Below are 24,265 nucleotides of genomic sequence, written 5' to 3' on the forward strand. Positions count from 1 at the left end.
GGGTAGGACCGGCCGGTGAGGGCCCGTGGGGACGGGAGCCCTCACCGGCCTTCTGCGTGAAGTGAGGGACTTCCCGCCCGGCGGGCGTGTATGCCCCGCCCATCCGCCGGATAGGAAGTCCCCATGACTGGACTCGGTGCCGTGTTCCGCCCCCAACTGCCCCCCGAGCGCCTGCGCGAGGTCGCCCGCCTCGCGGACGAGTCGGGCCTGGAAGAACTCTGGCTGTGGGAGGACTGCTTCAGAGAAGGCGGCCTCTCGACGGCGGCCGCCGCCCTCGCCTGGACCGAACGGGTACGGATCGGCGTAGGCCTCCTGCCGGTCCCGCTCCGCAACGTCGCCATCACCGCGATGGAGGTGGCCACCCTCCACCGCATGTTCCCGGGCGGCCGCGCCATCGTCGGCGTCGGGCATGGCGTGCAGGACTGGATGGGCCAGGTGGGCGCGCGGGTCGAGTCCCCGCTGACCCTGCTCCGCGAACATCTGGCGGCGCTACGTGCCCTGCTGCGCGGCGAGCGGCTCACGGTCGACGGCCGGTACGTCAAGCTCGACGACGTCGCCTTGGACTGGCGCCCGGAGGCTGCCGTACCGGTACTCGCCGGTGCCACCGGTCCGCGTACGTTGCGCCTGTCAGGGGAGGCGGCGGACGGCACGATCCTGCACGCGGGGACTTCGCCGGATGGTGTGCGCAAGGCACGTCAACTGATCGACGAGGGCCGGGAGTCGGCCGGCCGCACCGACCCGCACGAGGTGGTCGTCTACCTCCTCACAGCCACCGGCCCGGACGCCGCGACCCGGCTGCGCGCCGAGTTGGTTGCCGAGGGGCTCGACTCCGTCCCGGATCTCGGCGTCGCCGGCGATGCCGGGGCTGTCGCCAAGGCCGTACAGCGGTTGGCCGAGGCCGGCGCGGACACGGTGATCCTTCAGCCGACGGGGGACGAGCCGGATCCTGAGGGGTTCGTGCGGTTTGCGGGGGAGGAGGTTCGGGGGTTGGTGGCTTGAGAGGGTGGGGGGTCGATGGGCTTGGGCGGTCTGGAGGGTGCGGGTGAGGTTGCTTTGGGCTCCTGCCGTCCCTCGGAGATCTGTCGGGCGAGTTCGTCGACGACCTGGGGGTCGGCGTTCTGGACATCCTCCTCCCCCAGCGCCTCGACGAGAGCCGGACGTACGACGTCGTACGGCTGCCCGCTGTACAAGGCCCGCGTCCGATCGACCGCCCGCTCCAGCTTCGCCAGATGCGCCCTGATCAGGGGCACGGCCTTTTCGTACTCGTTCGGGTCTGTGGGCGGCATGGCCGTAGCCGATCAGGCGGGGGCGGCGAGGTCAAGGAGTAGGTCAGATGCCGGTGAGGACGGTGCCTTTGCCGTTATGCGCAGTACGGCGAACGCTCGACGCGGTGCTCATGTCCCCCAACTCAGAATGCCAGACAGGTGATCTGGACGACGTAGACGCGTTCGCTGCGCACGACGACCTGGTACGTGAACATGCCGCCGGGGACGATGACGTCGCCACCCTCCGGGTCGATCCCCTCATGAGTTCGGCCATGGATGTGGAGGGCTTCGGCTGCTCTGACCAGTTCGTCTGCCTTTCTTTTCACCTGCGCCAGGAACTCAGCGGGAGCGGTGCGCGCGGCTTCCTCCGCGCCGAAGGCGTACTCCCACTTCCAGCTCACCCGCGGACTGCCTTCATGGCTTCGTCCAGTACGGCACTCAGCGCCCGTAGGGCATCCCGGGCGATGACCGGGTCCTCGTGTTCAAGGTTGCTCTTCGCGTTGCCGTAGCGGGCGGACAGATCGGGGCGGCGGGCGATTTCGATCTCCCTGGCCCAGATCAGAACCCAGCTCCGCACAGGGCTCAGGGACTGCCACTCCACAGCCTTGGCGAATGCTTCGTCCTTCTCCGCCTGCATTTCCGCCAGGCGATCGGGAGCGACGACGGCGAGAGCCGCGCGCAGGGCGTCAGGGGTCTGTTCGGGGCGGGGGATCAGCTCGTCTCCGTGGCCGGACCGTGTGCGCATGATGTCCTCCAGGGGTGCCCTGGGCAGGGTATCCGTCCTAGGCGGCCGCGCTCGGTACCGATGGTCTGCGCTCATGTCAGGCGGCTCCCTGAAGATCGGTCCGGCAGTCGCGGCAGCGGCCACCGGGTTGGGGTGTCCGGAATGCGCGGTCGCAGCCCTCGCACGATGTCTGGAAGGCGCGGTGGGGGCGGGCCGCTGCCGGCGATGACGCCACGGATGGTGGTGGGCTCTGGGGGGTCGGGGCCGGCAGGAGGGCTGTGAGGCGGTGGGTGAGGAAGGCGGCCGGGTGGTGGAGAGGCTCGGTGGGGAGGTTCGCGGTCAGGATGTTGCGTACGGATTCGGGGGCGGCGCCGCGTTCGAACCAGGCGGCGACGGCCGGGGCGAGTCGGCGAACGTCGCGTTCCGCGAGCAGGAGGCGGGGGTCGTCGCCGTGGAGGGAAGCGAGGAGGGTGGTGGCCCGCCGGTGGGCCTTCAGGTCGTGGACCTCGGGTTCGGGGAGGGGCGCGCGGGGTGGCTTGGGGGGTGCGGGGGGTTGATTGGGTTCGGGTGCCCGGGGGCGCACCGGGGCCGGTGGGGGTTCCGGGGGTGATGGCGGTTTGGGGACTGAGGCCCCGCTTTCGGGGACGGTGGGGCTTCGCCTCGGGCGAGGGGCCGTTCGGGGGTCGGGGAGGGCTTTGGCGGCGTGGCGAGGTACGTCGTACGACACCGCCTGGGTGATCACGCGGCCGTTGGGGAGGCGTTCTCGTGTGCGGGAGAGGTAGCCGTGGTGTTCCAGTTCGCGCAGCGCGGAGGCGATGCGGGTCTCGCCCTCGGGGAAGCGGTCGGCGAGCGTCTTGATCGTGACGACGGTGCCGCTCTTCACGGACTGGATGTGAACGGCGAGACCGATCGCGACCAGGCTCAATTGGCCGTGCTGGGCGAGGTGGTTGCCGACGACCGTGTAGTGCGAGGTGGGCCGGGACCTCATGTGGGTGATGCCGCGCGGATTCGGCGGCGGCGCGCACGGGGGCGCGCTAGGCTGCTGGGCATCCATCAGGGAAGGGCTGCTTCCTAGGTGGCCAGGCCCTCGATCGGGATCGCTAGTCCCGGCCGGGGGCCGAAGCATGTGTGCGGTTGTGTGTTGCCTGCCGGGTGAGCATAGGGCGACGAACACGTCGGAAATCCAGCCGAGTTGGCATATGTCACTCCATGGAGTGACGGCGGCCTGCGGGGAGGCTGGTGGGGTTTGGTCGGGTGGATTTCCCCCGGGATTTAAAAGCTTTTAGGCGCGTGACCGGCCGGGTCGCGGATCACCGGGTCGGGACTTTCCGCGACCCGGTTGTTCGGGCTTCGAGTGTGGTCAGCGCTCGGTGTCGGGCTGGTCGGCGTCGAGTACCTCGGAGATCGAGGTGGCGGTGATGGCGCGGGCGAACCAGCGGTCGAGGGTGTCGAGGTCGTCGCAGGATGTGATGCGGTGGCGGTCGGTGTCGGATACGGGGACGCCACGGCCGTCGAGGAGCATCAGGATGTCCTTGATCTTCGTCTTGACGATGCCCTCGGCCCGGCCCTCGGCCCGGATTTCCTGGGAGAGAGGTGACGTGAAGAAGGAGAGGTCGGTCACGAGGTTCCTCCACGTGTCGGCGGCCGGTGCGGTGCCCAGGCCCTGGGATGTCAGTTCTACGGTTACTGGCTCGTGGGCGGGCCGGTGCTGTTCTCGGTGCTGCGTATGGGCCGGACTCTGCTCGCCCACCTGGCCACGATGCTCGGTGCGCCTGCCGTGCTGTTTCTGATCGTGATGCTGTTGGCCGCGTCGTGACCGCTATCGACTCTCCTTGATCGCCTCGCAGAGCTGCCGTACCGCCTCACTCACCATGCCGTCGGCCAAGTTGCCGTAGCCGAGGACCAGGCCGTGATCGGTGTGGTCGTCGGTGGCGTGATAGGCCGCGAGGTCGGCTACGCGTACCGAGCGGGTGGCTGCCGCGGTGACCACGGCCGCGGGGTTCACCGTCGGGGGCAGGCGGAGGATGAGGTGGAGGCCGGCTGCGATGCCGGAGATCATGCCATCGCCCAGCTCGGCGGCCAGGGCCTGGACCAGGGTGTCGCGGCGGTTGCGGTAACGCTGGCGGCAGGCCCGCAGGTGGCGGTCGTACCCGCCGGATTCCAGCAGCGTGGCGAAGGCCAGTTGGTCGATCGTCGACGGCTGGGTCGCCGCCTGGTCGGTTTCGTGGAGGTGGTTGGTCCAGCGAGGTGGGGCGACGATCCAGCCGATGCCGAGGGCGGGGGAGAGGATCTTGCTGAGCGATTTGAAGAGGATGACCCGGGACGGGTCCATGCCCTGGATCGCCGCGACCGGGCGGCGGTCGTAACGGAACTCCGCGTCGTAGTCGTCTTCCAGTACGACGCCGTCCACCTGGCGGGCCCAGTGCAGCAGGGCGGCGCGTCGCTCGGGGACCAGGACCGTGCCGAGGGGGAACTGGTGCGCCGGGGTGGTCAGTACGGCCCGTAGGCCGACGTGTCCGGCCAGGTCGTCGGTGCGCAGGCCGCCTTCGTCCGTGCGGATGGGGACCGGGGTCAGGCCCGCGGCGCGGATGACATCGCGCAGGCGTGTCCAGCCGGGCTCCTCGCATCCGACCTCCGTGATGCCCTGGGCGCGCAGGGCGTGGCAGACGCGTCGTACTCCGTCCGTCACGCTCGTACACATCGTGATGTCCTGTGCGGTGACGGAGACGTCCCGGGAGCGGGCCAGGTACTCGACCAGCAGGCGTCTGAGGCGGACGTGACCGCCGGGCGGCGGGTAGTCGAACTCCGTGAACGCCGCCGTCGTCACCTGCGCGCGGACGGCGTCCGCCCAGCGGCGGCGGGGAAACGCCCGCAGGTCCGGCAGGCCCGGCGCGAGGTCGAAGCGGGCCTCGGGGGCGGAGTGTGTCGCACGGCGTCGGGCGTCGGCCTCGGGAGTGTTCGACCAGCGCACGCGGGTCGCGGAGCCCGTCCGGGCCTCCAGGTATCCCTCCGCCACGAGCTGGCTGTACGCCTCGGTCACCGCCCAGCGTGAACAGCCGAGTTCGGCGGCGAGTTGGCGGCTGGGGGGCAGGGCGGTGCCGACCTCGATACGACCCTCCCTGATCGCCCTGCGCAGCGCCCGCTTCACCCGCTCGTGCAGCGGTCCTCCGCCGGGTCGGTCGTCCAGGTGGAGCAGGAGATCTCCCGACAGATTGGTCGGTGGATTGGTCTGTGATTCCCGCATGGAATTGGACAGTAGCAGCGGGCCAATCCTCAGTAGCTTCGGTTCGGTAGGACCTGAACTGCGAGCGACAAGACCTGAGAAGGGGATGTCATGGCTACCGTGCGGCGTTCACTGTCGACCCGGGACCACCACCAGCTTTTCCGTGGTGTGTTCGACGAATGGCTCGGCAAGGCCGATGCCCTGTCGGCGCTGCCGGACGCGCCGGTCGTACCGGACGAGCCCCGGACAGCAGCCCCGGGCACCCGTGACCGTCTGACAAGGCACCCGTGGTGGATACCTGTCAAGCGCACAGGAATCGCTCACAGCATCACGCGCACACCATGACGGGAACGTTCGGAAAGCATCCCCATGTTCGCCCGCCGCCGCATGATCAGACTGCTGGCCGGCGCGAGCATGGCCCCGCTACCGGCGGAGAAAAACCTGTGGATCTTCGCGGCAACCTTTTCGGCCTCTCGGACCACTCAGTGTTGTCCGGCCGGGTGGTCCGGTAAGACGCAACGGCTGAAAGAGAGCACAGACATGCCCCTTGAACGAGAGCACGGACATGCCGCTGGCCCACCCGCGTCATCGGTGGCGTCCCGCGCCGGCGGCCACGCCCGCGATGGTCGCCCGAAGCATCGGGGCCGTCGGTTGCTCGCGCGTCGGGGTTTCTGGGCGGCCATCGGCACGGTCGTTGTGGCCGGCTCCGCTGTCGTGGTCAACCAGGCATCGGCGGAAACGCCCCTGGATCTGAAGAAGTGGTACGTGCTGGTCAACCGCAACAGCGGCAAGGTGCTGGACGACCGCGCCTTCGCCAAGAACGATGGCGCGGCGGTGGTGCAGTGGGCGCGCACCGGCGGGACCAACCAGCGGTGGCGCTTCATCAAATCGGGTGACGGGTACTACCGGCTGCAGAACCAGAACTCCGGCAAGGTCCTGGACGATTTCGGCTGGTCGAAGAAGGCCGGCTCAGCCATCGTGCAGTGGAAAGACCTGAACGCCACCAACCAGCAGTTCAAACTGGCCAAGTCGTCGGACGGCTACGTGCGTTTGGTCAATCGCTTCAGTGGCATGGCTGTGGGTGTCCAGAACGCCACCAAGGCCAACGGGGGCGACATCGTCCAGAACCGCGACCGGGGCCGCGCCAACCAGCAGTGGAAGCTCGTCGCGGCCGGTAGCGTCGGCGGCACCAAGAACCCCGGGAACTCCGGCACCACGCCCACGCCCAGCGCCAGCACTCCGGCGAGCCAGGCTCCGAGCCCGGCGTCGACGTCGGCGTCTCCGACCGCCACCAACGGCAGCTCGATGACCCGTTTCATGGGCAGCAACAAGGTGTTCATCGGCGGCTCGATGACTGAGGCCTCGGCGAACGCCGCGCCGTTCGACGCGCGATACGCCTATATACACAGCCAGCCCGCGCCCTCGGATGCCGCCTATACGGCATCGCGTTGCAAGGATGAGTGGTCGAACTGGTGGGGCTGCTGGGGCGGCAGCACCACGGCGCCCGGCCATCAGGTGACCTGGGGGGACGCCCAGGCGGCCAAGGCGACGTACCAGGGCAAGCCGCGTCCGCAGAAGTATCTGTGGACCTGGTACTCACTGCGCGACCTCGGGGACGCGGCAGGCGAGGGCGACGGCCCGGGCGAGGTCAAGGCCATCAACAGACGCGACCTGCTCACCCGGTACCTGAAGGACTACCGTTTCTTCCTCCAGAAGATCGGCAAGTCGCACGACATGATCGACCTTGAGCCCGACTTCTGGGGCTTCGCCCGGTCGCTCGGCAATCTGCACCAGGTTCCCGCGCAGGTCTCGGGCGCCAATCCGACGGATTGCGGATCGCACGAGAACAGCGCCGCCGGACTCGCCCGCTGCCTGGTTGACATGGCGCACAAGTACGCGCCGAACGCCGCCGTGGGGCTGCACCTTTCCTGCTTCGACTGGGAACACAACATCCAGAAGTGCGTCAAGGACTACGCGGACCTCGGGGCACGGAACGCCGACTTCCTGGTCACCGATGTGTCCGACCGCGACGCGGGCTGGTACGCACTGCCGGCCCACGGCAGCCGTGACACTTTCTGGAACGACCAGAAGGCCGCCGCCCACCTGAAGTTCTGGAAGACGATGGCCGAGTCCGTGGGCAAGCCGGTGGTCCTGTGGCAGATCCCCGTGGGCAATATGGCGCAGAACAACACGCCCGGCCATTTCAAGGACGACAAGGTGGACTGGTTCTTCGCCCACATGGACCAGGTGGCGGACGCCCACATCGCCGGCCTGCTGTTCGGGGCGGGGTGGACGGAGCAGACGACGCCCGAGACCGACGGCGGAAACCTGATCCGCAAGACGATCGCGTATCACAACTCGGGCGGTACAGCGCTCAGGTAGGCGGAGGCGTGAATGCGGCCCCAGCTCTTGGATGGGGCCGCATTCGTCCCCCTTCGTCGGGCTGAGGACTTCTCGGTCGGCGTCGGCCATGCAGATGGGTGTGGACGGATCAGCCGAGGTGCGCCGTGTCGCCCCACCGCGCCAGCCGCAGCCGCCCCCCGTCGCTGTCCCAGCGCGAGACCGAGGCGTTGGGGACAGGGGGCAGGTCGCCGGGGGACGTCGCGCCCAGCCCGGCCAGTACGAGCCGGACGGCGACGGCGATCGCGTCATGGGCGACCAGCAGTACGCGCCGTCCGGGGACGGCCCGGTCCAGCTCGGTGACGAGGTCCCGTACCCGCAGCACCACATCGGTCAGCGCCTCGCCGCCCGGCGGACGGTAGTACCAGTCGCCCAGCCGGGCGCGCCGCGCCGCCTCCTCGGGGGAGCGGGCCCGCAGTGCGCCCGGCGGGTGCATCTCGAAGATCCCCATCTCCCGGTCCCGCAACCGCTCGTCGACGAGGAGCGGAGGCGGGACCACACCGGGATGCCCGGCCATCGACTCCCAGGTCTGCCGGGCTCGTACGTACGGCGAACAGATCACCAGGTCGGGGCCGTTCGCGGAGCCGGAGCCGGAGCCGGAGCCGGAGCCGGAGCCGGAGCCGGAGCCGAAGCCGGCGAGCCAGCCTCCCAACGCCTCGGCCTGTCTGCGCCCCAGTGGCGACAGCGGCACATCACCGCCCCGGCCCGGCAACGGCACCGTCGAGCCGTTGCGCTCGGCCTCCTCGTAGGCGACGTTCGCGGTGCTCTGCCCGTGTCGCACCACCCACATCCGGGCGAGGGAACACGAGGGCACCAGCCCGGCCTCGGAAGTCATACGTGACAGCCTGCCCAGCGATCACGGACGGTACTCAGGACGGCAGGACGGCAGCACTCAGGACGGCAGGACGGCAGCACTCAGGACGGCAGGACGGCAGGACGGCAGCACTCAGCGCGCCACCGGCGCCCCCGTCGCCGTATACGTCCGCCGCAGGAACCGCATCAGCGCCTTCGTGTCGAACTGCATCACCTCGACACCCTGGGCGGAGTGGAACTCCATGACGGCCTGGACGCGACCGCAGGGCCAGATGCTCACGGGTCCGGCGCTGGAGGGGGCGCGCAGGCCGCGTTCGAGGAGGTCGCGGGGGAAGGTCCACTCGTGCGGGCCGGGGAGATCGACGTGGACGGCGGACGGGGCGTCGTCGGGGTCGTAGCGGAGGAGGACCGGCACGGTGTCCCGGTCCTCGGGGGAGTCGGTGACGACATGAGCCCGGGCGAACTGCTCCACGGTGACAGACATCGGTCGACTCCTCACGTCGAGTAACCGAAACGGAAGCTGTGAATCCACTGTCCACTGCCTCTCCAATGTCGCACATTTCGTGTGTCGCGCACTGGGGCAACCTCTTCGCTAATCGGCCCGTTCGCTAATCGGCCGAGAGACGCTCTTGCAAGAGGGTCGCAATAAGGCTCTATCATCGTAAGGTTCCAGCCATCCGCGTACCGAAGGCGAGCCCTCGTATGCACGTCCCCGACGGATTCATCAACGCCCCCGTCTCGGCGGTCGCCGGAGTCGTCGCCGCCGGTGCGGTCGCCGTCAGCCTGCGTGGGGCCCGGCGTGAGCTGGACGAGAGGACGGCGCCGCTCGCCGGGCTCGTCGCCGCGTTCATCTTCGCCGTGCAGATGCTGAACTTCCCCGTCGCCGCCGGGACCAGCGGACATCTGCTCGGCGGGGCGCTGGCCGCGATACTCGTGGGCCCCTACACAGGGGTCCTGTGCGTGTCCGTGGTGCTGCTGATGCAGGGCATCCTCTTCGCGGACGGCGGCCTCACCGCCCTCGGTGTGAACATCAGCATCATGGCGGTCGTGACGGTCGTCGTCGCGTACGCCGTGTTCCGGGGGCTCGTGAAGGTGCTGCCGAAGAAGCGGCCCTCCGTGACCGCCTCCGCCTTCGTCGCCGCCCTGATCTCCGTGCCCACCGCGGCCGCCGTCTTCACCCTGGCCTACGCGATCGGCGGCACCACCGACGTACCGATCGGCTCGGTCCTCACCGCCATGGTCGGCGTCCACACCCTCATCGGCATGGGCGAGGCCGCGATCACCGCCCTCACCGTCGGCGCCGTCATCGCCGTACGCCCGGATCTGGTGTACGGGGCCCGCGGCCTGACCGCTCCGCTGAAGCTCCGCGTGAACGGCGAGCTCGTCGACGCGCCCGCCGCCCAGCCGGAGCCGGTGGCCGTCGCCGCCGGCTCGCCCCGCAAGTTCGTCCTCGCCGGGCTCGGCGTCTCCCTCCTCCTCGCCGGCGTCGTCAGCTTCTACGCCTCCGCCGACCCGGACGGTCTGGAGAAGGTCGCCGCCGACAAGGGCATCGACGCCAAGGTCGAGGACCACGCCGCCGCGGACTCCCCGCTCGCCGACTACGGCGTCGAGGGCCTCACCAACGCCCGTCTCTCCGGCGGTCTCGCGGGCGTGATCGGTGTCGGCGTCACGGTCGTCGCCGGGACCGGTGTCTTCTGGGCCGTACGCAAGCGGCGTACCGGCGAGGACTGCTCCCCCACGTCCGTTCCCGAGAAGGTCTGACATGGGCGCCGGCCACGCCCACAAGCTCTACCGGCACGCGCACTCGCCCGTGCACGCCCTGCCGCCGCACACCAAACTCGCGGCCGTCTTCGCCTTCGTGGTGGTCGTGGTGTCGACGCCACGGGAGGCGATGTGGGCGTTCGGGCTGTACGCCGTGCTGCTCGGCGTGGTCGCGTCCGTGGCCCGCGTGCCCGCCGGGTTTGTGCTGCGGCGGCTGCTGATCGAGATCCCGTTCGTCGCGTTCGCCGTGCTGATGCCGTTCGTGGCGCAGGGCGAACGGGTCGAGGTTCTGGGGATGTCACTGAGCGTCAGCGGGCTGTGGGGCGCCTGGAACGTCCTCGCCAAGGGCACGCTCGGCGTCGCCGCCTCCGTCCTCCTCGCCGCCACCACCGAGCTGCGGGAGCTTCTGCTGGGCCTGCAACGGCTCAAACTCCCGCCGCTGCTCGTCCAGATCGCCTCCTTCATGATCCGGTACGGGGACGTCATCACCGAGGAGATGCGGCGGATGCGGATCGCGCGGGAGTCGCGTGGGTTCGAGGCGAGCGGCGTACGGCACTGGGGTGTGCTCGCCAAGTCCGCCGGGGCGCTCTTCATCCGCTCCTACGAGCGGGGCGAGCGCGTCCATCTGGCCATGATCAGCCGGGGGTACGCGGGCAGTATGCCCGTCATCGACGAGGTGACCGCGTCCCGGGCGCAGTGGTCGTACGCCTTCGTGCTCCCGTTCGCCGCGCTCGTCGTATGTCTGCTGGGATGGAAACTGTGACCACCTCCATGGACCCTGTGGGCTCCGCTACGGATACTGCGGCCCCGTCACTCGAAGTCGCCGGGCTCGCCTTCGCCTACCCCGACGGCCACCAGGCCCTCTTCGGCGTCGACTTCAGCATCGGCCGGGGCGAGCGGGTCGCGCTGCTCGGGCCGAACGGCGCCGGCAAAACCACCCTCGTGCTGCACCTCAACGGCATCCTCACCGGGGGCGCCGGGACCGTCACCGTCGCCGGACTGCCGGTCGGCAAGCGGCACATGGCCGAGATCCGGCGCAAGGTCGGCATCGTCTTCCAGGACCCCGACGACCAGCTCTTCATGCCGACGGTGCGCGAGGACGTCGCCTTCGGACCGGCCGCGGCGGGGATCAAGGGCGCCGAACTGGCGGCCCGGGTGGACAAGGCCCTCGAACAGGTCGGCATGGCGGAGTTCAAGGAACGGCCGCCGCACCACCTCTCCTTCGGCCAGCGGCGTCGCGTCGCCGTGGCCACCGTGCTCGCCATGGAGCCGGAGATCCTCGTCCTCGACGAGCCGTCCTCCAACCTCGACCCCGCCTCGCGGCGCGAACTCGCCGACATCCTGCGGTCGTTGGACGTCACCGTCCTCATGGTCACGCACGACCTGCCGTACGCCCTGGAGCTGTGCCCGCGTTCGCTGATCCTGAGCGAGGGGGTGATCGCGGCCGACGGGGCGACCGGCGCGCTGCTGGGGGACGACGAGTTGATGCGGGCCCACCGGCTGGAGCTGCCCTTCGGGTTCGACCCGCGATCCGTCCCGGCGGTCGAGCGGTGACCTTGGGTTACCTATGGTTGCTACCCCTCGGTAACCGGGGAGTTCCTACCGACCGGTATCTTGTGCGCGATGTATTCGTGCGCACTTGATATGGGGGAGGCCGCTTCATGACCGACGACGCCGCAGACGACACGGCCGCTGCTGACACTCGACCTACGAAGATCATGTACGTCGCCGAGGCCACCGCGCACGGCGGCCGGGACGGGTACATCACCAGCCAGGACGGTCAGATCGACCTCAAGGTCGCGATGCCACCCCAGCTGGGCGGCGACGGTGACGGCACCAATCCCGAGCAGCTGTTCGCCGCCGGGTACAGCTCCTGCTTCCACAACGCGCTCGTGCTCGTCGGCCGCCGTGAGGGCTACGACCTCACCGGCTCCACCGTCGCCGCCAAGGTCGGCATCGGCCCCAACAAGCAGCGTGGCTACGGCCTCGCGGTCGCCCTCAGCGTCTCCCTCCCGGTCGTCGACCAGGCCATCGCGACCAGGCTGGTGGACGCGGCCCACCAGGTCTGCCCGTACTCGAACGCGACCCGGAACAACATCGACGTCTCGATCCTGCTGGGCTGATCCTGCTGGGCTGATCCTGCCGGGCTGAGGAATCCCTGCCTTCGGCCGCGCGTTGCACCCATGGCCGTAAGCGGCGGTGGATGAACGAACAGGGAGCGCGGGCGTGGACGTGAACGGCGTGGTGGCCGAGGGCTTCGAGCCGGTCAGGGAGGCGTTCGTACGCAACTTCGACACGCTCGGCGAGCGGGGCGCGGCGGTCGTCGTCCACCGGCACGGCCGCAAGGTCGTCGACCTCTGGGCCGGCACCCAGGACGTCGACGGCACGGACGGGGACCAGCCCTGGCGGCACGGCACCGCCCAGATCATGCGCTCGGCCACGAAAGGCGTCGCCGCCGCCGTCCCGCTGATGCTGGCCGAGCGCGGCGAGCTGGACCTGGACGCGCCGGTGGGCCGGTACTGGCCGGAGTTCAAGGCGCACGGCAAGGACCGGGTGCTGGTGAGGCATGTGCTGAACCACCGGGCCGGGCTCCCGGTCCTCGACCGCCCTCTCACTCCCGACGAGGCGCTCGACCCGCGCCGGGGCCCCGAGGCCGTCGCCGCGCAGGCCCCCGCGTGGGAGCCCGGCACCGACCACGGCTACCACCCGCTGACGTACGGCTGGATGCTGGACGAGTTGGTGCGGCGCGTGACGGGCCGGGGCACGGGGGAGTGGATCGCGGCGGAGATCGCCGCCCCGCTGGGTCTCGACCTGTGGCTGGGGCTGCCGGAGGCCGTCGCGGCGGAGGGCAGGGTGGGGCGCGCGGGGCGTCTGGAGGCGGCGCCCGAGCCCGCCGGGGCGCTGCGCGTCCGCGCCAAGCGCTCCGTCACCGAGGCCTACGACAACCCCGACTCCCTCACCCGCCGCGCCTTCGCCGCGATCAGTCCGTTCCCCGAGCAGAACGACCCCGCGTACCGCGCGTCCGCCCTCCCCGCGACGAACGGCATCGCCACGGCGAACGGCCTGGCCCGCTTCTACGCGGCGCTGATCGGGGAGGTCGACGGGGTGAGGCTGTTCGGTCCGGCGACCATGGAGGCGGCCCGGGCGGAGGAGTCGGCGGGCCCCGACCGCACCCTCGTCATCAACACCCGCTTCGGCCTCGGCTACATGCTCCACGGCACCGCGTCACCTCTCCTGGCCCCCGGCTCCTTCGGCCACCCCGGCCGAGGCGGCCCCCTCGGCTTCGCCGACCCCGAGTCCGGCATCGCGTTCGCGTACATGACGAACGGCTACCGCAAAACGGTGACGGCGGACCCGAGGGCACAGGCGCTGGTACGGGCGGTACGAGGTGCGTTGCGCCCTTGACCGGGGGTCCGCCCGAGGCTTTTGAGGGGCGCGGCGAACTGCGCGAGCACCCGCGGAGCGAAGGGCACCCGGAGCCCGTGCCGGTCAGGGCGGGGTCTCCGGCGCGAGCAGGGTGCCGCTGCGCCCACCCGTGCCGCCCCAGCGGCACGATTGCCCGCAGCTACGACGGGTGGGTGGGCTGCCGCCCCGGCGGTGTGGCTGGCCGCGGCTGCGTCGGGTGGGAGGGCTGCTGCTCCAGTGGCACGACTGCCCGCAGCTGGGTTGGTGCGGCGGGCGGTCGTGACAGCCGGGACCTGACTCAGAGGGCTATCGGGTGGGACGTGCGGCCCGATGCCTCGTCTATTTCGTCGTGGGCCTTGGTGAGGAGCTTCATGGCGAGCTCGTTCAAGGCCCGGGCACCTGCTATTTCCTCGCCGACCCGGGGCTGATTCGAGTCGGTGTGGTGGCGGCTGGCGTAGCCGTTGGCCCGTACCTCTTTCCCGTCGGGGAGCCGTACGAGGGCCGCCGCCCGTGTGCGCTGATCGTCCTCCTGGAATTCCAGCTCTACATGCCATCCGACAGCGGTGTGCATCATGACGATCACCTCCGGAACCGCTGCTTCCAGAGTGCTCCTCCACGCCCGCCGATGCACGGCCTGAGCCGAACTGGCCCAGGAGAGAACCGGCTCCGCCGATCGCGATCGTCATGAAATGACAGTTGGGTCGCCGTAGCGCCGCGCCAGGGTGGCCCCTATCCGGTCCGCAGCATCAGCCCGATCCCCACCACCAGCAGCCCCGCCGCCACCATGCGTGGGGTCCCGAACCGCTCCTTGAAGAACACCGCCCCGATCGCCGCCCCGACGATGATCGACGACTCCCGCAGCGCCGCGATCGGCGCCAGTTCCGCCTTCGTCTGGGCCCACAGGACCCCGCCGTACGCGGCCACGGACAGCATGGCGCCCAGCAGACCCAGGCCGGCGTACGGGCGGAGCAGCGGGACCGTCTGCCCGCGCCAGCGCCAGATCGCGTACGCCGGGAGCACCACCCCCTGCACCGCCATCAGCCAGGCGATGTAGCCCAACGAGGACCCCGAGGCCCTTACGCCCAGGCCGTCCACCACCGTGTACGCCGCGATCGACAGGCCCGTGGCCAGCGCCGCCCCGATCGCCGCCCAGTGCGGCCGGCTTCCGCGCAGGCCCCACAGTGCGACCCCGGTCAGCCCGGCGCAGCTCAGCAGGATGCCGGCCGCCGCCCAGCCGTTCGGCACCTCATGTGCGAAGACGGCGGCGAGGACGGTGACGACGAGGGGGGCGGAGCCGCGTGCGAGCGGGTACGCCTGGCCGAAGTCGCCCAGCTTGAAGGACGTCATCAGCAGTACGTAGTAGAGGAGATGGATCACCACCGAGGCGATCAGGTACGGCCACGCGTCGGGATGCGGGACCGGTACGAACGGCAGCGCCGCGAAACCGATCAGCGCGCCGCCGCCGGATATCAGCGTGAAACCGACCAGCTTGTCCGTGATCTTGTGGGCTATCGCGTTCCAGCTGGCGTGGGTGACCGCGGCGAGCAGCACCGCCACGGTGACCAGCGGCGTCACACGCCGCCCTGCTCGCGCACGTCCACCAGGGTGGCGCCGGCGTGGGCGATCAGCGTCTTGGGGTCCATGGGGAAGACGGTGTACGGCGTGCCGGCCGCGGCCCAGACGATGGTGTGGTCGAGCAGGGAACGGTCGGCGAGTACGCGCGTCCTGGTCCGGTGCCCGAAGGGCGGGACGCCGCCGATGGCGTACCCCGTGGTCTCCCGTACGACGTCGGCCTTGGCCCGGGTGACCTTCTCAGCGCCCAGTTCCTGCCGGACCAGCTCTACGTCGACCCTGGACGCGCCGTCCATGAGGACCAGTACGGGAACGCCGTCCGCGGCGAAGATCAGGGACTTGCAGATCTCGCTCAGCTCGCAGCCGAGCGCTGCGGCGGCCTCGGCGGCGGTGCGGGTCGCTTCCGGGAAGCGGCGGATCTCGGCGTGCAGTTCGGCGAGGCCCAGCGTGGCGAGTGCCTCGGCGAAACGGGGGTGGGCTCCGGAACCGTCGGTGTCCTGCGCGGCGTTCGTCATGCGGGCACGCTAGCGGTGTGTGTACGGCCCACGCGACCAGATTGTCCCGCCCCCGCCGCCCCTACCCGTCTCATCCCCCAGGGGCTGCGCCTGCGCCCCTTCAACCCCCGCGAAAGAGCTCTGTCCAGTCGGTGCGTTGGCGACTGCGGGTGGGTGGGGGCTTGTCGCGCCCACGCGGCGGAGCCGCAGATGTCACAGCCCCGCGCCCCTTCAGGGGCGCGGGGAACTGCGCGAGCAACCAACGACAACCCGCACCCGCCATACAACCCGCACCCCCGAGCTCTTAGGCGAAGCGGGGTCGAAGGGGCAGCAGCCCCTGGGGATGGGACGGGTAGGGGCGGCGGGGGCGAGAAAGCTTCCAGGTACAGAGACGGCACTGGACCCGTGTGATCGGTTTCGTTGACGATCGGGGGATGACAGAGACTTCGCCGAGATCGGCAGAAAACGGCCGTGCCTTCTTGATTCTGCACGGCTGGCAGAATCATCGTCCCGTCGGTCACTGGCAGTACTGGCTCGCCGATCGCCTCACCGACCTGGGCCACGAGGTCGCGTACCCGCAGTTGCCGGAGCCGGACGACCCGGACCTGGAGCGCTGGCTGGCGGAACTGGACGCGCTGCTGGGGGAGTTGGCGGGAAGACGGGTCACCGTCGTCTGCCACAGCCTGGCCTGTCTGCTGTGGCTGCACGCGGTGGCCCGGGACGACGTACTGTCCGACCCCGTGGACCGGGTTCTTCTCGTCGCCCCGCCGTCCCCGGAGTTCGCCCGGGAGCACGAGGAGATCGCCGAGTTCGCCCCGCCGCCGCTCGCGCCCGAGCGGCTGGCCGCGGCCGCCTCGTACACCCGGCTCGTCAGCAGTGACAACGACCCGTACTGCCCACAGGGCGCGACCACGGCGTACGCCGAACCGCTCGCCCTGCCCGCCGACGTACTCACGGGCGAGGCCCACCTCAACCCCGACTCGGGCTACGGTTCCTGGCCGTCGATGCTCGACTGGTGCCTGGACCCGTCGCCGGAGTCGTACGAGAAGACGCCCCTCGCGCGCCGCTGAGCGTCAGCGGCGTCAGCTGCTGCCCGCCTTGAGCAGGGCCGCCACGATCGGGCCCGCCGACTCGCTGCCGTGACCGCCCTCCTGGACGACTCCGGCGGAGGCGAGGTCGCCCTTCCAGGCGGTGAACCAGCCGTTGGGCTGCTTCTGGCCGTCGACCTCGGCGGAGCCGGTCTTCGCGCCGTAGTCGGGGCCGAGGCCCGCCATCGCCTCGGCCGCCGTACCGGCCGCGGCGGTGTACTGGAGGAGTTCGCGGAGCTGGGCGCGGACGGTCTCGGACATGGGGCGGGACGCGGTGGCGAGGGTGCGGTTGTCGACCGACGGGGAGACGAGATACGGCTGCTTGAAGACGCCCGTCTTCGCGGTGGAGACGACCGAGGCCATGTTCAGGGGGTTCATCCGCACCCCGCCCTGACCGATGAGAGAGGCGGCCATCGGGGCGTCGCTCTGCACCGGCACCGCACCGTCGAAGCTGGACACCCCGATCGCCCAGTTGTTCAGGCCCAGGCCGAAGACCTGCTGGGCCTCCTGGGTCAGGGAGTTGTCGTCGAGCTTCTTCGCCTGGGAGATGAAGGCGGTGTTGCAGGAGCGGGCGAAGCTCGCCTTGAACGTACCGCCGGGGATCTGGAACTTGTCGTCGTTCTGGAACTTCCAGCCGCCGTACGACGAGAACTTGGGGCAGGGGTGGACCTTGTTCGCCGAGGCGAGGCCCTTGTCGATGAGGAGTGCGGAGGACACGATCTTCATTGTGGAGCCGGGGGCGAGGGAGCCCTGGAAGGCCACGTTGAAGCCGTGGTTGGAGTTCGCCACGGCGAGGATCTCGCCGGTCGAGGGGCGCATCAGGACGACCGAGGCCCGCTCGGTGGACGCCACCTGCTCCTCGGCGGCGGCCTGGAGGGACGGGCTGAGCGTGGTCTTCACCTCGCCCGGCGTGCCCTCGCTCAACTCCAGCAGCGTCTTGTCGGCGGCCTTCTGCTCTTCGGCCTTCTGCTCTTCCTTCCCATCCGTTTCGGATGCGGCGCGGACGACCCGGAGCTCTACGCCCGCCTTGCCACCCGCCTTCTCGCCGTACTTCTCCCTCAGGCCGTCCAACACCGTGCCGAGGGAGGGGTACTTCTTGGTCGTCAGCTCGTTGCCGTCCCGGTCGAGGGCCTTCACCGGGGGTGTGCCGGCCTCGCCGGTGACCAGCCGGTCGCCCTCGCCGAGGTCGGGGTGGACGACGGAGGGCTGCCAGCCGACGACCGGTTCGCCGTCCTTCTCGGCCCGTACGACGGTGAGGGAGGACTTGTAGGCGAGAGGCTTGCTCGTGCTCTTGTAGGAGACGGTGCCCTTCACCGAGAAGGCGAACTTGTCGCCCGTGCGCTTGCCGGGGGTGAGGGTGACGTCCTTGATGTGGGCGTCCTTGGTGAAGCCGGTGAGCGCGGTCTTCGCGGCCGCCGAGTCGTCCGTGGCGGCGGCGGCCTTGGCGACGGAGCCCTTCTGCCAGGCGGTGAGGAAGGTGGTGGCGGCCGTGCGGACCTCGGTGGCGGACAGGGGGCCGGTCTTCACGGCCTTGGCGTCGCCCGACGCGGAGCCGTCCTCGGCGGCGGCGCCGCCGCCGAACACCGCGTACACGGCGAACGCCCCGCCGCCGAGGGCCACGGCCGCCATTCCGCCCAGCACGACAGGGCGCCGCGCCGCCGCGGACCTCACGGCCTTGCGCTCGTCGACACGCCTTCTCTTACCCACGCTCCCGACCTTCCGCTGCCCCCGGCTGCCTCTCGTCTCTCAACAACGAGAACCACCACCCTAGGGCTCCGCACCAACATGGGTGACTTCCTTCAGTCTTGTCTCACAGTGCGGGCGGGGAGATGTGCGCCATATCGGGTGCGGGGTGCGGGGTGCGGGGTGCGGGGTGCGGGGTGCCGGGTGCGGGGTGCGGGGTGCCGGGTGCGGGGTGCGGGGTGCCGGGTGCGGTTGTCGGGCGACTGCGGGTGGGTGGGGGCTTGTCGCGCAGTTCCCCGCGTACCTGTTCGCCCAGGTCGGCATCGGGACGGGCACGGTGGAGTGGACGAGCAACTGCGGCAACTGCGCCACCGGCGTCGCCCTGTACGCGGTGAGCAAAGGAATGGTCCCGGGGGCCCCGCACGCCGGCGCCGTACCGGAGTCCCAGATCGCACGGCAACGCCAACCCAACTGGCCCCACGGTGCTGCAAGCAAGCCTGCGAGCTGACCATCACACGATCGAGTTAAGGCGGCCTCATGCGCACTCCTCGGCGAACAGTTGCCAACCCCTACAGCACTTCCCGAAACTCACCCACCCGCCCCGAGCACAGACACGACGATCGGCCCGGCGGCCTCACCTCCGCGTCCGCCCTTCTGAACCATGGCCGCGGCGGCCACATCCCCCCGGAAGCCGGTGAACCAACTGTCGGCGACCTCCCGCCCGTCGGCCTCCGCGGAGCCGGTCTTCGCTCCGATGTCGCCGCTCAACGGCCGCATGACCTCCGCCGCAGTCCCCTGTGTCGCGGTCAGCCTCATCATCTGTTTCAACTGCTGTGCGGTGCTCGCCTTCAAGCCCCTCGCGGTGGCCAGCTCACGATCGTCGAGCTCCGGCGAGACGAGGTACGGCTGCCGGAACGTGCCCGTGATCGCTGTGGCCGTCACCGACGCCATGTTCAGCGGGTTCATCTGGACGTCGCCCTGCCCGATCGCGTTGGCCGCGCGGTTCGGCCCGGTGGACGCCGGCACGCTGCCGTCGGTGGAGACGATCCCGGTCTTCCAGTCGCCCTTCCCGAGCCCGAAGCGTTCCTGGGCCTCCTGGGTCAGCGAGGAGTCGTCCATCGGCTCCTCGTCGATGAGCTTGATGAAGGCCGTGTTGCAGGACCGCATGAACGCGTTGGCAAGTGTGGCGTTCGACGACTCGTCGGCCGTCAGGCCCGGGAGGTTCTTGAAGGTCTGGCTCTTCCAGGTGGCCGTGTCGGGGCAGGGCGCGGGACCGTTCATGGAGGTCACGCCGTTGTCGATGAGCGTGGCGGCGGTGATGATCTTCATGGTGGAGCCGGGCGGGACCTGGCCCTCGAAAGCCGCGTTGAAGGCGTCCTCACGATGGTTGGCCACGGCCAGCACCTCGCCGGTGCTCGGCTTGACGGCGACGACGGACGACTCGGCGTACTGCTTGACCGCCTTCTCGGCCGCCGCCTGCACACCCGCGCTGATCGTCGTCTCCAGCCTGCCGGCCTTGCCCTCGGAGAGGGTCAGCAGGGGCGTGTCACCGGCGTTCGTGGCGGTGTGCCGGATCGCCAGCTCGATGCCGGCCGTGCCGCCCGCCTGGTCGCCGTAACGCTGACGCAGGGTGTCGAGGATCGGCCCGAGGGAGGGGTACTTCTCCTTGGTCAGCACCCTGCCGTCACGGTCCACGGCCACGATGGGCGGCGCATCCGCCTCCCCGGTGACCAACTCGTCCCCGTCCTTCAGCTCGGGGTGCACGACCGACGGCTCCCAGTCGACCAGCGCCTGCCCGGTCGTCTTCCCCCGCACCACGGTCAGTTCACTGTCGTACGCGAGCTTCTCGCTCTTCCCCTCGTACGACACGGTCGCCTCGACGGAGAACGGAACGGTCCGCCCGCCGGCCCCGGTCGGCTTCCCCGGCGTGATCTTCACGCCGTCGATGCGAGCGGTGTCGAGGTAGGACGTGAACAGCTTCCCCGCGACCTGGGCGTTGTTCGTGTACGACGACGCGGCGGCCGAATCCCCCTTCTCCCAGGCCGCGAAGAACTTCTCGGTGGTCTCCGCGACCTCGTCCCCACTGGGCGGCCCACTCCGCTTCTCCGTCCCCGTACCGCTCTCGTTGAGCGCCCCGAAGAAGTTGTACGCCCCGTAGCCCGCACCGCCCACCATCACGACGAACACCCCGCCGACTATGGCGACCTTGGCCCCCTGACGCATGACGCGATTCCTCCCCGTTTGCTGCACTTGTGGTGCCTTGCAACCGACTTCCCCGCGCTTTGAACGCGTTCAGAAACCGCTTGCTGGGGGCCTACTTTATGCGTCGGCCGTGACGGGCGGGGCGTGCGTGCCCTGATTGTTAGACCCAGGTGTCCAGCCACATGCGGGAGCGCCAGCTGTCGATGGGGATGGGCTGGGCGGTGTGGATGGGCCAGAAGTAGATGAAGTTCCAGGCGATGAGCAGGACGAGGACGCCGGCGCCGGCGGCGCCTGCCACGCGGCGGCGTTCTGTGGCGCCGGGAGGGCCGAGGACGGCGCCGATCAGCATGGCCACGGCCAGGCAGAGGAAGGGGAGGAAGACGACGGCGTAGAAGAAGAAGATCGTGCGTTCCTGGTAAATGAACCAGGGGAGGTAGCCGGCGGCGATGCCGCAGGCGATCGCGCCGGCGCGCCAGTCGCGGCGGAAGAACCAGCGCCACAGGACGTAGAGCAGGGCGAAGGCGGCGGCCCACCAGAGGAGGGGCGTGCCGATGGCGAGGACCTCGCGGGCGCACTTGTCGACCGTGTCGGCGGGGCAGCCGTCGTTGCCGGGCGACGGGGACTCGTAGAAGTACGAGACCGGGCGGCCGTCGACGATCCAGCTCCACGGGTTCGACTGATACGTGTGCGGCGAGGAGAGGCCGACGTGGAACTCGTAGACGGCGTGCTCGTAGTGCCACAGGCTGCGCAGCCAGTCCGGCAGCCAGGAGAACCAACCGCCCTTGCCCTCGGTCGCCGCCCAGTTGCGGTAGTAGCCGCCCGTGCCGTCGTCCGGGGAGAGGATCCAGCCGGTCCAGGAGGCCAGGTAGGTGACGATCACCACGGGGACCGTGGAGAGAAAGGCGAAACCCAGGTCACGCTGGAGCATCGCGATCAGCGGCTGGCGGGCACCGGCGACCTTGCGGGCCGAGTAGTCCCAGAGCACCGTCATGACGCCGAAGAACACCAGGAAGTACAGGGCGTTCCACTTGGTGCCGAAGGCCAGGCCCAGACAGAGCCCGGCCAGCAAGCGGTACGGGCGCAGGCCGAGGCGGGTCGTCTCGGCGATCAGGGGGTGTGGGCGTACGACTCCGTCGCCGTCCGGGGGCAGGGCCGCCGCCAGGCGTTCTCGCGCCTTGTCGCGGTCGATGACCAGACAGCCGAACGCCGCCAGCACGAAGAACATCAGCACCTGGTCCAGCAGTGCCGTGCGGCTCATCACGAAGTGCAGGCCGTCGACCGCCATCAGCGCGCCCGCCAGGCAGCCCAGGAACGTCGAGCGGAAGATCCGGCGGCCGATCCGGCAGAGGATCAGGACGGAGAGCGTGCCGAGCACGGCCGTCATGAAGCGCCAGCCGAACGGGTTGAACCCGAACATCAGCTCGCCCAGGCCGATGATGTACTTGCCGACGGGCGGATGCACGACGTACGCCGCTTCCGTCGGGATCGGTACGTTCCCGTTGTTCTGGAGGATCAGCTCGTTGGCGTTCTTGGCCCAGTTGACCTCGTACCCGCGGTGGACGATCGCCCACGCGTCCTTGGCGTAGTACGTCTCGTCGAATATCACCGCCTTCGGGCTGCTCAGGTTCCAGAACCGCATCACCCCGGCGACCAGCGTCACCAGCAGCGGACCGCCCCACGCCGACCAGCGCGTGATGCGTACGGCGAGGCCTTCGCGCACGCCGAGCGTCGCCCAGACGCCCGGACCGGGCCGGGTGTACGGGGGCACCAGACGGGCGCGGACGTCGCTTCTCGGCGACGCCGCGTAGCCGAAACGGCGCAGCCGCTGCTGCCACGACGGCCGAGGGTCGGTGCCCTGGCTTTGCCGGGTGTCCGTGGAGGGCGCGGTACTGGTCACCGCGCCATCGTAGGGAACGCGGCTGTGGGAGTGCCGTGCGTTCGGAATGTGGGCCCCGGCGCCCATCCTCGCAGGGGCTTCGCCCCCTGCGAGGATGAGGGGGTGACTGGAACCCTTGTTTTGGCAGGTACCCCCATCGGCGATGTCTCGGACGCGCCGCCTCGGCTTGTCGAGGAACTGGCCGGGGCGGATGTCATCGCGGCCGAGGACACTCGGCGGCTGCGGCGGCTCACGCAGGCGCTCGGAGTGCAGCCGGGTGGGCGTGTCGTGTCGTACTTCGAGGGGAATGAGGCGGCGCGTACGCCGGAGCTCGTCGAGGAGCTGGTGGGGGGTGCGCGGGTGTTGTTGGTCACGGACGCGGGGATGCCGTCGGTCTCCGACCCCGGGTACCGGCTGGTCGCGGCGGCCGTGGAGAAGGACATCCGGGTGACCGCCGTCCCGGGCCCGTCCGCCGTACTGACCGCGCTCGCGCTGTCCGGGCTGCCGGTCGACCGCTTCTGCTTCGAGGGGTTCCTGCCACGCAAGGCGGGGGAGCGGCTGGGGCGGCTGCGGGAGATCGCGGAAGAGCGCCGCACGCTCGTCTACTTCGAGGCTCCGCACCGGCTCGCCGTGACCCTCGAAGCGATGGCGTCGGTGTTCGGGGAGCAGCGCCGTGCGGCCGTCTGCCGCGAGCTGACGAAGACGTACGAGGAGGTCAAGCGGGGCCCTCTCGGGGAGTTGGCCGAGTGGGCCGCCGCCGGTGTTCGGGGGGAGATCACCGTGGTGGTGGAGGGTGCGCCGGAGAAGGCGCCCGAGGAATTCGACGCGGAGGAGCTGGTGCGGCGGGTGCGGGCGCGGGAGGACGCCGGGGAGCGGCGCAAGGAGGCGATCGCGGCGGTTGCCGTGGAGGCGGGGGTGCCGAAGAGGGAGGTCTTCGACGCGGTGGTGGCTTTTAAGCGGGGAGCCCCGTAGGGGTTGAGGATTCGTTGCCGGGTGCGGGTGGGTGGGGGCTGATCGCGCAGTTCCCCGCGCCCTTTAAAAGCCAGGGGGCACCCCCGAGTTTTTAGGGGCGCGGGGAACTGCGCGAGCAACCCACCACAACCCGCACCCGGCAACGAATCCTCAACCCCTACGGCGCGACCCGGCACCCACCCCATGCCCCGGTAAAGCAGCGCAAAGCACAGCCCTCGCACAGACGGCCTTCCCACAAGGGCAGCCCAAATCGGCTTCAACAGTAGGCAGGTTGGGTGCCATTCGGGCCGGCCGAGGCGTCCACTGGATGAAGAGGACGCGCTCGTCCTTGTCCAGCGGAACAAGAGGAGCTGGCTGGCATGACCGAGATCGCAGAGCGGGCCGTACTGCGGGACACCGCCACCGCCGTCGTTCACGAGTCGTATGCGTTCGCCTGCATGCGCTGCGGGCACGGCTGGGAGCAGTCGTTCGAGATAGAGCACCACAATGACGCCCAAGGACATGACGTCGTGACGTACGTGGCCGACGGCCGAGCCGTGCCGTCCCCGCTCTCCAGGCCCACCTGCCAGAACTGCGACGGTCATGTCGTACGGATCATGCGGGCGGGCCAGGTGTCGTCGGTGCAGGACGTCGAACGGCGACGGCACCTGCCGAAGCCCCGCGCGGTGGACGCCGCCGCACCGGACGCGACGGAGCCCCGGGAGCACCACCACTGGCACCTGTCCGACCTGCTGCACCCGTTCCACCGCAAGGCGAGCTGAGTCCTCCCCCTCCGCCGCCACCGAGG

General features: G+C 70.1%; 24 protein-coding genes and 1 pseudogene. 12 read left to right on the top strand and 13 right to left on the bottom strand.

Annotated elements, in window-relative coordinates:
- Positions 1 to 123: 123 nt before the first annotated feature.
- Positions 124 to 999, top strand: coding sequence for an LLM class flavin-dependent oxidoreductase (locus tag CES90_RS15790; RefSeq protein ID WP_189782837.1), 876 nt, complete (start codon positions 124 to 126; stop codon positions 997 to 999).
- Between the two features lie 409 nt (positions 1,000 to 1,408).
- Here CES90_RS15790 and CES90_RS15795 read toward each other — a convergent pair whose 3' ends face one another.
- The 4 genes from CES90_RS15795 to CES90_RS15810 form a co-directional block, all read right to left on the bottom strand.
- Positions 1,409 to 1,666, bottom strand: coding sequence for a cupredoxin domain-containing protein (locus tag CES90_RS15795; protein WP_189782836.1), 258 nt, complete (start codon positions 1,664 to 1,666; stop codon positions 1,409 to 1,411).
- Positions 1,663 to 2,010 (bottom strand): hypothetical protein, encoded by a 348-nt coding sequence (locus CES90_RS15800; RefSeq protein ID WP_189782835.1) that lies wholly within the window; start codon positions 2,008 to 2,010, stop codon positions 1,663 to 1,665. The genes CES90_RS15795 and CES90_RS15800 overlap by 4 nt, the downstream gene beginning before the upstream one ends.
- Positions 2,011 to 2,086: 76 nt before the next feature.
- Positions 2,087 to 2,977 carry a helix-turn-helix domain-containing protein gene (locus CES90_RS15805; RefSeq protein WP_229913789.1) on the bottom strand — a complete coding sequence of 297 codons (891 nt, stop codon included), beginning with the start codon at positions 2,975 to 2,977 and terminating at the stop codon, positions 2,087 to 2,089.
- A 372-nt stretch (positions 2,978 to 3,349) separates the two neighbouring features.
- Positions 3,350 to 3,610: a hypothetical protein gene (locus tag CES90_RS15810; RefSeq protein ID WP_189782833.1), complete on the bottom strand. Its 261-nt coding sequence runs from the start codon at positions 3,608 to 3,610 to the stop codon at positions 3,350 to 3,352.
- A gap of 72 nt (positions 3,611 to 3,682) precedes the next feature.
- Here CES90_RS15810 and CES90_RS51245 point away from each other — a divergent pair, with 72 nt between their 5' ends.
- The gene (locus tag CES90_RS51245; protein WP_268257019.1) at positions 3,683 to 3,805 is read left to right on the top strand and encodes a hypothetical protein; all 123 of its coding nucleotides are present in this window, start codon (positions 3,683 to 3,685) and stop codon (positions 3,803 to 3,805) included.
- Between the two features lie 3 nt (positions 3,806 to 3,808).
- On the opposite strand, the gene pdxR is transcribed toward CES90_RS51245, so the two are convergent.
- The gene (gene pdxR / locus CES90_RS15815) at positions 3,809 to 5,233 is read right to left on the bottom strand and encodes a MocR-like pyridoxine biosynthesis transcription factor PdxR (RefSeq protein ID WP_189782832.1); all 1,425 of its coding nucleotides are present in this window, start codon (positions 5,231 to 5,233) and stop codon (positions 3,809 to 3,811) included.
- 348 nt (positions 5,234 to 5,581) lie between these two features.
- On the opposite strand from pdxR, the gene CES90_RS15820 reads away from it, so the two are divergent.
- Positions 5,582 to 7,594, top strand: coding sequence for an RICIN domain-containing protein (locus tag CES90_RS15820; protein ID WP_229913788.1), 2,013 nt, complete (start codon positions 5,582 to 5,584; stop codon positions 7,592 to 7,594).
- Positions 7,595 to 7,703: 109 nt separating this feature from the next.
- Here the strand turns inward: CES90_RS15820 and CES90_RS15825 are convergent, their stop codons facing one another.
- Both CES90_RS15825 and CES90_RS15830 read right to left on the bottom strand, forming a co-directional pair.
- On the bottom strand, positions 7,704 to 8,447 hold the full coding sequence (locus CES90_RS15825; RefSeq protein ID WP_189782831.1) for a histidine phosphatase family protein: 744 nt from the start codon (positions 8,445 to 8,447) through the stop codon (positions 7,704 to 7,706).
- A gap of 111 nt (positions 8,448 to 8,558) precedes the next feature.
- Positions 8,559 to 8,909, bottom strand: coding sequence for an SsgA family sporulation/cell division regulator (locus CES90_RS15830; RefSeq protein WP_189782830.1), 351 nt, complete (start codon positions 8,907 to 8,909; stop codon positions 8,559 to 8,561).
- 218 nt (positions 8,910 to 9,127) lie between these two features.
- Between CES90_RS15830 and CES90_RS15835 the strand changes: the two genes are divergently transcribed.
- From CES90_RS15835 to CES90_RS15855, 5 genes are all read left to right on the top strand, one after another.
- On the top strand, positions 9,128 to 10,186 hold the full coding sequence (locus tag CES90_RS15835) for an energy-coupling factor ABC transporter permease (protein WP_189782829.1): 1,059 nt from the start codon (positions 9,128 to 9,130) through the stop codon (positions 10,184 to 10,186).
- A 1-nt stretch (position 10,187) separates the two neighbouring features.
- Positions 10,188 to 10,949 (top strand): cobalt ECF transporter T component CbiQ, encoded by a 762-nt coding sequence (cbiQ, locus tag CES90_RS15840; protein WP_189782828.1) that lies wholly within the window; start codon positions 10,188 to 10,190, stop codon positions 10,947 to 10,949.
- Positions 10,937 to 11,740, top strand: a complete 804-nt coding sequence (locus tag CES90_RS15845; RefSeq protein WP_229913787.1) for an energy-coupling factor ABC transporter ATP-binding protein — start codon at positions 10,937 to 10,939, stop codon at positions 11,738 to 11,740. The genes cbiQ and CES90_RS15845 overlap by 13 nt, the downstream gene beginning before the upstream one ends.
- 107 nt (positions 11,741 to 11,847) lie before the next feature.
- Positions 11,848 to 12,309, top strand: a complete 462-nt coding sequence (locus CES90_RS15850) for an organic hydroperoxide resistance protein (RefSeq protein WP_189782827.1) — start codon at positions 11,848 to 11,850, stop codon at positions 12,307 to 12,309.
- A 103-nt stretch (positions 12,310 to 12,412) separates the two neighbouring features.
- Positions 12,413 to 13,591, top strand: coding sequence for a serine hydrolase domain-containing protein (locus CES90_RS15855; protein ID WP_189782826.1), 1,179 nt, complete (start codon positions 12,413 to 12,415; stop codon positions 13,589 to 13,591).
- A 298-nt stretch (positions 13,592 to 13,889) separates the two neighbouring features.
- On the opposite strand, the gene CES90_RS15860 is transcribed toward CES90_RS15855, so the two are convergent.
- The 3 genes from CES90_RS15860 to CES90_RS15870 form a co-directional block, all read right to left on the bottom strand.
- The gene (locus CES90_RS15860) at positions 13,890 to 14,165 is read right to left on the bottom strand and encodes a DUF1876 domain-containing protein (RefSeq protein ID WP_189782825.1); all 276 of its coding nucleotides are present in this window, start codon (positions 14,163 to 14,165) and stop codon (positions 13,890 to 13,892) included.
- 155 nt (positions 14,166 to 14,320) lie between these two features.
- Positions 14,321 to 15,166, bottom strand: a complete 846-nt coding sequence (locus CES90_RS15865; RefSeq protein WP_189782824.1) for a DMT family transporter — start codon at positions 15,164 to 15,166, stop codon at positions 14,321 to 14,323.
- Entirely contained in the window at positions 15,163 to 15,678 is a 516-nt protein-coding gene (locus CES90_RS15870; RefSeq protein WP_189782823.1) for a YbaK/EbsC family protein, read from the bottom strand. The genes CES90_RS15865 and CES90_RS15870 overlap by 4 nt, the downstream gene beginning before the upstream one ends.
- Before the next feature lie 413 nt (positions 15,679 to 16,091).
- On the opposite strand from CES90_RS15870, the gene CES90_RS15875 reads away from it, so the two are divergent.
- A complete protein-coding gene (locus CES90_RS15875) occupies positions 16,092 to 16,727 on the top strand; it encodes an RBBP9/YdeN family alpha/beta hydrolase (protein ID WP_189782822.1) in 636 nt (211 codons plus the stop codon).
- A 12-nt stretch (positions 16,728 to 16,739) separates the two neighbouring features.
- On the opposite strand, the gene CES90_RS15880 is transcribed toward CES90_RS15875, so the two are convergent.
- Entirely contained in the window at positions 16,740 to 18,452 is a 1,713-nt protein-coding gene (locus CES90_RS15880) for a penicillin-binding transpeptidase domain-containing protein (RefSeq protein ID WP_189782821.1), read from the bottom strand.
- A 277-nt stretch (positions 18,453 to 18,729) separates the two neighbouring features.
- Between CES90_RS15880 and CES90_RS15885 the strand changes: the two are divergent.
- A pseudogene (locus CES90_RS15885) lies at positions 18,730 to 18,840 on the top strand (PrpF domain-containing protein); the annotation flags it as partial.
- Positions 18,841 to 19,016: 176 nt separating this feature from the next.
- Here the strand turns inward: CES90_RS15885 and CES90_RS15890 are convergent.
- Positions 19,017 to 20,651, bottom strand: a complete 1,635-nt coding sequence (locus tag CES90_RS15890; protein WP_189782820.1) for a penicillin-binding transpeptidase domain-containing protein — start codon at positions 20,649 to 20,651, stop codon at positions 19,017 to 19,019.
- 139 nt (positions 20,652 to 20,790) lie between these two features.
- Positions 20,791 to 22,527, bottom strand: coding sequence for a dolichyl-phosphate-mannose--protein mannosyltransferase (locus CES90_RS15895; protein ID WP_189782819.1), 1,737 nt, complete (start codon positions 22,525 to 22,527; stop codon positions 20,791 to 20,793).
- 102 nt (positions 22,528 to 22,629) lie between these two features.
- Between CES90_RS15895 and rsmI the strand changes: the two genes are divergently transcribed.
- Both rsmI and CES90_RS15905 read left to right on the top strand, forming a co-directional pair.
- Entirely contained in the window at positions 22,630 to 23,478 is an 849-nt protein-coding gene (gene rsmI / locus CES90_RS15900; protein ID WP_189782818.1) for a 16S rRNA (cytidine(1402)-2'-O)-methyltransferase, read from the top strand.
- A gap of 359 nt (positions 23,479 to 23,837) precedes the next feature.
- The gene (locus CES90_RS15905) at positions 23,838 to 24,239 is read left to right on the top strand and encodes a hypothetical protein (protein ID WP_189782817.1); all 402 of its coding nucleotides are present in this window, start codon (positions 23,838 to 23,840) and stop codon (positions 24,237 to 24,239) included.
- Positions 24,240 to 24,265: the final 26 nt, after the last annotated feature.

Source organism: Streptomyces capitiformicae (genome assembly GCF_002214185.1).
Taxonomy (GTDB): Bacteria; Actinomycetota; Actinomycetes; order Streptomycetales; family Streptomycetaceae; genus Streptomyces; species Streptomyces capitiformicae.